Here is a 6,019-nt window from a genome sequence, read left to right as displayed (position 1 = left end):
AAAGCCTGTGAAATAGATTAATTGCAGTCCCGGTTTTTATTCCTAGTAACACTTTTTAATCGTTCAATCTCCTTTGATATTCTATATCCCAGCCCTCTGCACTGTTCATCATTCCTAAATCCTTACTTTTTCGTATAAGCCTTTCATAAGTTTGCGATAACCTGTCCAGTTTTGCGGAACTGGTTAATCGCTCGTCATTTCTACTGTCGATAGTGAATAGGTGAGATGGTAAAATTAGTTTGGAAATATCTGTATCATAAATCTGTACAAGGCATTTTCGTCCGTTTTCGATTGCACGTTTTCCTAAAACGCAGTCAGAGAAGTCCAGTTCTCGTTTGAGTGAATCAAGTTTTAAGCTGAAAAGGTTCAAAGTATCTGGTAACTCAGAATTATAGAACAGCGGTGGCTCTATAATATTGAGGTTGTCCAGTTCGAAAATATTGCCGAATTTGGAATCAATGATAGATATTTTTTTATCTATCGTACTACCGTAAATTTCAAAGAATCCATGAAAATTTGAATTAGAAATTCTTGTAGTTCCTGTGAATTTTGACATGAAGAACTGAAAGTTTTGAAGGAACTCGGAATTTGTTACCTCTAAGGAGTCTATTCTTATATTATTAAAGTATACAAAATCGGGAAAAATTGAGGAAGAGAGGACGATTTTGCTGTTTGAGAAGTCGTAATAGTTGAAGATAATAGGTGATGTAAATTGTGTGTTCGCAACCCTAATGTCTATCATACCTTCGTGACTTCCGTTGGACTTTACAATAGAATCTCTAATTGAACTCCAGTACGGAGCTTTCCTTAATTGCTGTCCAGCAGCAATCGGACATACAAATACAAGAAATAGTACAGTAAATCTATTGAAACACTTAGGATAGATACCTTGACAATTCATCTCTGTCTTTTTAATTTATAGCGAAACCAAAGCTCCTTAACGCAGCAAACAAATCATCCTCAAAAACCACTTCCGGTCCGGCACCTTTCTTCTTCATATTCATAGCCTTCTCTACCTTCCGCCCGTACATTTCAAATGCCCATGCAGGGTTCCGCACGTCACAGATTACCAGGTAGTGAAGCTTTGCAGTCACCGAGTCGGCAGCAATGCCTCCGTACATTTCAACAATCTGCGCCAGTTCCTTCCGCGAATACCTGGAAGATTCTCCGGTAAAGCAGAAAGAGCATTCCTGGATCAGGATTGAAACCTGCTGCTCCGCCAGCTTGACGGGAATGGTGACCTTCTCTTGTTCGGCAGGTTTGATGGAAGTAATCGATTGGCAGAATGTAAGTAGCTCGCTGTGATCGTCAGCCGATAATTTTCGTTCGGCTTGAATGCGCTCGATGGCAGGCAGCAGGGTGTCAAACGGCCAAGTTTTGAATAGCGGCGCATTTTCGGAAGACCAATTGCCCAGTGCAGTAAGCTCTTCGATGTTTATCGTTTTATCTGCCGAGATCCCAGCCAGAAACCCGCCGAGCTGTTGCGTAGAAGAAGTGATTACATCATAATAGGGATTTCGGTTGTAATCCAGGTAATTCTTGCAAAGCCAGATCAGGTCCTCAGCTTCTTCCATCGTAACAACGCCATCACTGATAATGGCATTAATCTTGTCTACAAACTTGTTATAAGGAGCCTTGTCCTGCAAGCTGGAAACAGAGCCGGTCCATGCACGTAGCATCTCAATCTCGCTGTCATTAATGTGACCATCAGCCTGAATGCCGACAATCAGTCCATAAAGCGTATTCAAATCTTTGTGAACCTGAGACGGCCCGCAGAACTGGCGAAATGAGCCGCTGTCGTAGGTGTCAAAGTGGGAGGTGTCGAGCATTTGGAGTTAGACTTAGGTTTACTTTTCGGGATAAGTATCCGATGTAACCGAACTAACTTTTTAATGCTCAATTATTGATTAAGCGGTAATTCAATTTCCTGCCGTCCTGGAATATTCCAAACTCCTGGTGATTTTCTTCGTGTCGTTCTGCTCTTCGTAAAAAGTCTCTGTATAATGAGAATCGTCCACGATTTGTAAGACTCTTTGTTTCTTGATCTTAAAACCAGGCCGTAATTCGCTCTCCCATTCGTATGTGAAAACAGAAGTATTAGGATTGTAATTGCCAAGCTGAACATCAATGTTACTCCCAATATGATTGTTGATTGAGCTGGAAATAAACGCCTTCTTTACATTGTCATAACCCTCAATTTCAACTTCCTGGTAATTTCGAACTTCATTTGACCGTTAGCAATCGGGATTTGCAATTTCCCACCTGTCAATTCGACAAGATAGAACCGCCCTTCGTAAATCGGTTTTCTCGTAATTGTTCCTTTCACAAAAGGCAGATTTTTATCTTGAAATGCCCAGTTCCCTGCAAGCTTCCCGAGAATCGCATGGTTGGCACCTGGCCTGGAATAGTCAAGTAATTGATTCATGACTTCTTCCTTTTTGCTCTGAGCGGTATCCTTCTGCGGTGTCGTCTGCGCGTTCACATGAAAAGTAATTGCAGTCAAAACGCCCAGGATGACGAGCGACAAAGAATTGTTCATAGCGTAGAAATTTCAGTTTTGTTTATTTCTCGGGTCAATTTTACGATTTAACCGAACTAATTCCTTATGCTCGGAAATTTAATGAACGCTTTTGTAATGCCAATGGCAGAGAGAAATTCATAACCTAAACCCCCATTTCACTATCAACAAACTCCCGACAAAAATCCTTGATTTGATCCCGTACCTGGCGAAATGACTCCAACGCATCAATGTCCGGCTGATGGCCGGGATCAGGAAAACTTTGATGGATCAGTTGCGCCCTCGAAGGAAATACAGGACATTGCTCGCGGGCGTTGTCGCAAACCGTAATCACGTAGTCAAACTCAACGTCGAGATATTCATTCACATGATTAGATGTATGATGCGATATGTCGATACCATCTTCGGCCATTACCTGAATGGATAAAGGATTGACGCCATGTGGGGCCACGCCTGCACTGTAAACTTTCGCCAGGTCACCAGCGAAAGCTTGCAGATATCCGTGCGCCATTTGCGAGCGGGCAGAATTGCCGGTGCACAATACCAGAATATGTTTCATGCGTTCTCGGGTTTTCTTGCAAAAACGGTGATGCTGTAAATGCCTTTGTCCTGGCTGCGATATTCGCCTACTTCCTCGGCTGACAGGTATCGTTGAAGCAGGGAATCGGGCACGTCGATTTCCCTTTCCTTCTGCACAGTGATATCAACAAAGCCGCATTCCTGCACAATGTCCAGATAGTCCGCTTTCTGTATCGCCCCGGCTACGCAGCCCACATACATTTCAGCGTCCTTTTGCAAACCTTCGGGTAGCTCGCCTTTCAGGACAATGTCCGAAATGCTGAAATGTCCGCCGGGTTTTAAGATCCGGAAAGTTTCGGCAAATGCTTTTGGCTTGTTCGGGACCAGGTTCATGACGCAGTTGCTCACCACCACATCCGCGAGATCGGCAGCCAAAGGCATATCCTCAATGTCGCCATAGACAAATTCTACATTGTCATAACCTCGTGCCTTTGCGTTTTTGCGTGCACGATCGATCATAGCCGGTGTCATATCCAGACCGATCACCCGACCACTTTCACCTATTTCAGCCCGCGCGACAAAGCAATCGTTCCCAGCGCCCGATCCAAGGTCGACCACAGTATCGCCCGGCTTGATTTGGGCAAATTGTGTCGGCAAGCCGCAGCCTAAACCTAGGTCCGCATCAGCAACATAGCCATTCAATTCCTGATAATCCTGCGCCATGACGATCGGCACATTTGCCTCAATTTCCGGTCCGCAACAGGAAGTCGGGCCGCAGCAGTTATTACTTTCAGGCTGTTCTGCAATTGCGCCGTACTTCTGGCGGACAACCTCCTTTATCTGGTCAGCATTTTCCATGATCGAGTTGTTTAATTGTAATATTACGATAGATAAGCTCAAAAAAATAGCCGGACTTAACAACAAGCTGCGGCCGGCTCAAAGGTATCCAGTACAGCGCCAAACACTTGTCGCGCTTCATTCCAGACCACTTCATTGATACAATAGCATACACGCGGCGGGTTGATTTCGCCCTTGATGATACCAATCCGTTTCAATTCTTTCAGATGCTGGGAAACGGTCGCTTGCGCAAGTGGCAATTCATCCACCAAGTCGCCGCAAACACACGCTTTTTTCTTCACCAGCAATTGCAAAATGGCCACCCGCGCCGGATGTGCAAATGCTTTGGCGAGATCTGCTATCCGATTTTGCTGCGGTGTGAATATTTCTGTTTTGGTAAGTCCCATAATGCAAACATAGCAGAAAATTTATTCAATCGTAATAATACGATAAAACTTTTTGACTTTATCAATTCACCGTCAACAGCGAATGGCGAAATTGAAACATACTTGATTGTGAGATTATATCGGATTCATCTGACAGACCCAGCCAAGGTTAACCATCAAGCTCACTTATACCTGAACCGCATCCTGGCGCGGTTTCCCTCAACCAGTAGGTCTACATTTCCGGATGAATACGTTGTTTTGGGTACAGGTGCCGCCAGCAAGATGCCTATTTCCTTTACTAAAAAACGAGCTGACTGCTTCAATTCATACTTAATGCCAAAATCGTCTTTTACAAATGAATTTCCGTTTCTGGTGAACCCTATCGCCAATAAAGATCGACTCAGGTAAGACAATTCTTTCCGCGATAGGGTCAGGCTTATTGACGTGATCTTATCAAAAAGCTTATTGGCCTTTACAGAGTCCAGAGGCACATTGCGCATCTTTGCCGAGATGTGTCTATCGTAGTTCGAATAAGAAATCTCGCGGGTCAATTCCTGGTCGGTGAAGCCGGCATACAACATCTCCTCTCTGGAGTTCTCAAACACCCAGGCGGTGGAGACCTGTTTCATATCTATCTAAAATACTTCACATGCTAATGCAATTCAAACAGCGCTCCATATTATTTTACTTTATTAAATTCGAGATCAGGGAATAAGCGTCAGTGTTCATACTGCCTGTGACATCAGATGCACCAATTGCGATCCCGCAAACAGACCACATTTTCAATGCAAGCAATCCATCCAGTAATTACCTGCATCCTGCCGATGGGGGAGAAGTGGCCTCGTTACAACCAGGGCAGATAAGCAGGTTTGTTACTTTTCAGACTCCTACGATCTGGTCAATGTCAACGTAATAGCGACCTGATTTCATAGTTGTACCGAGCAGGATTTTTCGACAACTATCCGCTGTAATAGCGCCACCTAATGCAACCGAAGAAGCCAGTTGCGGCCACGATAGGATCGTTTCTCCTATCTGGGTCATGGCGATTTTTAAGCGGTCGGAAATCTCATTCATATCAATAATTTTGCCTACCAGTTTTATCTTCTCGTCGGTTGTCAGATCATCCAGAACCCTGGTGTCAACCTCATCCAACAAGCCGTGGAAAATTGCACGCTGCGGTTCCAGGTCAAAACGTTCGATATCAATCATTCCCCTGTCACTTGTATCCATTAATACAGGAATTCGGCTCTCCCGCGCCTTTCGCCGGACCATGAATTTAACATCCAGGCCATCACATACCTCCACCAGCAAATCGAGCTTTCCTCCCTCAGTAAGAAACTGATCAATGCTGCCTTCCGAAATCCCGCTCCGATAGACTTGCACTTTAATAAACGGATCGATCTCCGCGATTGCCCGCGCGGCAACAACCGCCTTATTCATACCCAGATTGTGCGTGCTTGTCTGAATTCGGTTTAGGTTTGAAAGTTCAATCTGGTCATAGTCTGCCAGGCGCAGCTCACCGACTGATCGCTCGGTGGCGAGCGTCATGGCAACAGCGTGTCCGATCGACAAGCCAATGATACCTATCTTTTTTGATGATAACACCTGCTGTTCTTCGATGGTAATTTTACAATTGTTTCTGTTTGTCCTGACTTTATAGAACGCTTCGCAGTCAAGCAGATGGACCAGTCTCCGGCTCCATGGGTAATACACCCAGACACCATAATCCGCATAATTCCGACCACCGAGATGTTTCCGG

9 protein-coding genes are annotated in these 6,019 nt (G+C 44.7%); all 9 read right to left on the bottom strand.

The window, feature by feature from the left end:
- Nucleotides 1-55: 55 nt before the first annotated feature.
- Nucleotides 56-556 carry a hypothetical protein gene (locus tag ACTIE6_RS04570; protein ID WP_439555502.1) on the bottom strand — a complete coding sequence of 167 codons (501 nt, stop codon included), beginning with the start codon at nucleotides 554-556 and terminating at the stop codon, nucleotides 56-58.
- 355 nt (nucleotides 557-911) lie between these two features.
- Nucleotides 912-1,829, bottom strand: coding sequence for a BRCT domain-containing protein (locus ACTIE6_RS04565; RefSeq protein WP_439555501.1), 918 nt, complete (start codon nucleotides 1,827-1,829; stop codon nucleotides 912-914).
- Nucleotides 1,830-1,919: 90 nt separating this feature from the next.
- Nucleotides 1,920-2,165: a hypothetical protein gene (locus ACTIE6_RS04560; protein WP_439555507.1), complete on the bottom strand. Its 246-nt coding sequence runs from the start codon at nucleotides 2,163-2,165 to the stop codon at nucleotides 1,920-1,922.
- 11 nt (nucleotides 2,166-2,176) lie between these two features.
- The gene (locus ACTIE6_RS04555; RefSeq protein WP_439555500.1) at nucleotides 2,177-2,539 is read right to left on the bottom strand and encodes a hypothetical protein; all 363 of its coding nucleotides are present in this window, start codon (nucleotides 2,537-2,539) and stop codon (nucleotides 2,177-2,179) included.
- 124 nt (nucleotides 2,540-2,663) lie between these two features.
- Nucleotides 2,664-3,077, bottom strand: coding sequence for an arsenate reductase ArsC (locus ACTIE6_RS04550; RefSeq protein ID WP_439555499.1), 414 nt, complete (start codon nucleotides 3,075-3,077; stop codon nucleotides 2,664-2,666).
- Nucleotides 3,074-3,895 carry an arsenite methyltransferase gene (locus ACTIE6_RS04545; protein WP_439555498.1) on the bottom strand — a complete coding sequence of 274 codons (822 nt, stop codon included), beginning with the start codon at nucleotides 3,893-3,895 and terminating at the stop codon, nucleotides 3,074-3,076. The genes ACTIE6_RS04550 and ACTIE6_RS04545 overlap by 4 nt, the downstream gene beginning before the upstream one ends.
- Before the next feature lie 56 nt (nucleotides 3,896-3,951).
- On the bottom strand, nucleotides 3,952-4,281 hold the full coding sequence (locus ACTIE6_RS04540) for an ArsR/SmtB family transcription factor (RefSeq protein ID WP_439555497.1): 330 nt from the start codon (nucleotides 4,279-4,281) through the stop codon (nucleotides 3,952-3,954).
- A 161-nt stretch (nucleotides 4,282-4,442) separates the two neighbouring features.
- Entirely contained in the window at nucleotides 4,443-4,889 is a 447-nt protein-coding gene (locus tag ACTIE6_RS04535) for a hypothetical protein (RefSeq protein WP_439555496.1), read from the bottom strand.
- Nucleotides 4,890-5,139: 250 nt separating this feature from the next.
- A partial coding sequence (locus ACTIE6_RS04530) for a ThiF family adenylyltransferase (RefSeq protein WP_439555495.1) occupies nucleotides 5,140-6,019 on the bottom strand: 880 nt, incomplete at its 5' end.

Source organism: Dyadobacter sp. (genome assembly GCF_051859145.1).
Taxonomy (GTDB): Bacteria; Bacteroidota; Bacteroidia; order Cytophagales; family Spirosomataceae; genus Dyadobacter.
Note: the sequence above shows the minus strand (reverse complement) of the source record. Positions and strands in the feature narration are given on the sequence as shown.

Coding starts and splice junctions, on each gene's coding strand:
- ACTIE6_RS04570 (WP_439555502.1), bottom strand. CDS start 556: ATGTCAAAATTCACAGGAACTACAAGAATTTCTAATTCAAATTTTCAT.
- ACTIE6_RS04565 (WP_439555501.1), bottom strand. CDS start 1,829: ATGCTCGACACCTCCCACTTTGACACCTACGACAGCGGCTCATTTCGC.
- ACTIE6_RS04555 (WP_439555500.1), bottom strand. CDS start 2,539: ATGAACAATTCTTTGTCGCTCGTCATCCTGGGCGTTTTGACTGCAATT.
- ACTIE6_RS04550 (WP_439555499.1), bottom strand. CDS start 3,077: ATGAAACATATTCTGGTATTGTGCACCGGCAATTCTGCCCGCTCGCAA.
- ACTIE6_RS04545 (WP_439555498.1), bottom strand. CDS start 3,895: ATGGAAAATGCTGACCAGATAAAGGAGGTTGTCCGCCAGAAGTACGGC.
- ACTIE6_RS04540 (WP_439555497.1), bottom strand. CDS start 4,281: ATGGGACTTACCAAAACAGAAATATTCACACCGCAGCAAAATCGGATA.
- ACTIE6_RS04535 (WP_439555496.1), bottom strand. CDS start 4,889: ATGAAACAGGTCTCCACCGCCTGGGTGTTTGAGAACTCCAGAGAGGAG.